The following is a 1,716-nucleotide window of genomic DNA, read 5'->3' on the forward strand; positions in this document are numbered from 1 at the left end:
CAGCGTGCTACGCCTCAACGGCGCCACCAACATCGCCCAAGCCCTCCGACATCAGGCCTGGGACCCACTCCGCCCCATCAACCTGCTACTGATCAGCTGAAGTGCGACTTTGCCGGGGCCGTGGGGTGTTCCTCGCCTACGTCTCACCACGGGGGCGGGCGTTGATCGACCGGGAGCTGTACCTGCCGCGCTGCTGGACCGACGACCGGGGCCGGTGTGCCGCAGCCGGGATCGGCGAGGACGTGGAGTTCGCCACCAAGCCGCAGCTGGCGCAACACATGCTGGAGCGGCTGGTGTCCACCCACGGCCGGTCCGCGCTGTCCTGGTTCACCGCGGATGAGGTCTACGGGGACAACCCCGGCCTGCGCACCTGGCTGGACACCCAGCAGATCAACTACGTGATGGCGGTCTCCTGCCACACCCCGTTTGCCACGCCCACCGGGCCGAAGCGGGCCGACGAGCTGGCCGCGTGCGCACCCCAGCGGGGCTGGCAGCGGCTGTCGGCTGGCCGGGGCAGCAAGGGCCACCGGCTGTATGACTGGCTGCTCATCCAGCCCGGCACCGGTGCTCACCTGCTGCTGGTGCGCCGCTCGATCTCCAAGCCCGACGAGCTGGCCTACTACATCTGCCGCAGCAACCAGCCGGTGCCTCTGGCCGAGCTGGTCCGCGTCGCCGGAAGTCGCTGGGGCATCGAGGAAACCTTCCAGTTCGCCAAGAACGAGACCGGCCTGGACCACTACCAGGTCCGCCACTATCACGCCTGGTACCGGCACATCACCCTGTCCATGCTCGCCGCGGCATTCCTCGCCGTCACCGCCCACCAGCAGCGCACCCACGACCAAAAAGGGGCACCAGCGACGGCACCGAGCGTCTGATTCCCTTGTCCTGCAACGAAATCCGACGCCAATGGGCCATCCTGACCCGCCCGACCCACCCCCGGCCGCACACCGAGCACTGGTCACGATGGCGACGACGCCACCAAACCCGAGCCCGTCAAAGCCATTACCAGCGACAACGCCTCAAGCATCACACCCTGCGGCTGTCGTACCAGTGAGGCTTCGCCTCGGACCGCCCAGTGAGGGTGGTTGAGCTGGTGTTTTCGGTGCGGTGGGGCGCATCCTCGCATCCGTAGCCGGCCAGGCGGAGGCGGTCATGGGTGCGCATGCGGTGACGGTCAACGACGTCCTCGATGGTCATGTGGCCTTGGACATCCAGTGCCTGGATCGGATCTATCTCAACGCCTACGTCCCGAAGCTGCAGACCTCCGCCCAGGTGGTGGCGTTCCTGTCGGATCATCTGGGGTACCCGTTCCCGTCACCAGCACTGTTCAGGCAGCTCGGTGACCGGTTCCGTCGGGCGGTGGCCTCCTATGCCGAGGCCAATGACATCCCCTGGGTGCGTTTCGGCAAGAACGACGTCGGCAGCAAGCTCGAGGTGATGCGCCCGTACCTGGACCGTCAGGCCGCCACCGGCTGCTCAGGGGTCGCCGCGATCGGGGTGGCCCAGCAGTTCCAGCGGGTGTGGACCGCCTACGAACGCCAGACCTCCACCGGTGCGCCGCAGTGGTGGTTCACCAAAGCCGACCGGCGGGTGAGTGTCTACTACTTCTACCTGTGGGACATCGACTTCGGTCCGGCGTTTATCAAGGTCTGCACGTACTTTCCGTATCCGGCCAAGATTTGGATCAACGGGCATGAGTGGGCGAAACGCCAAGCC

General features: G+C 66.6%; 2 protein-coding genes. Both read left to right on the forward strand.

Annotated elements, in window-relative coordinates:
* The first annotated feature begins 125 nt into the window (after positions 1–125).
* On the forward strand, positions 126–875 hold the full coding sequence (locus FFT21_RS28350) for an IS701 family transposase (RefSeq protein ID WP_225978847.1): 750 nt from the start codon (positions 126–128) through the stop codon (positions 873–875).
* A gap of 232 nt (positions 876–1,107) precedes the next feature.
* Positions 1,108–1,716 (forward strand): hypothetical protein (locus FFT21_RS28355; protein ID WP_225978846.1); only part of this gene is annotated, 609 nt, incomplete at its 3' end.

Source organism: Gandjariella thermophila, from assembly GCF_005405885.1.
GTDB lineage: Bacteria > Actinomycetota > Actinomycetes > Mycobacteriales > Pseudonocardiaceae > Gandjariella > Gandjariella thermophila.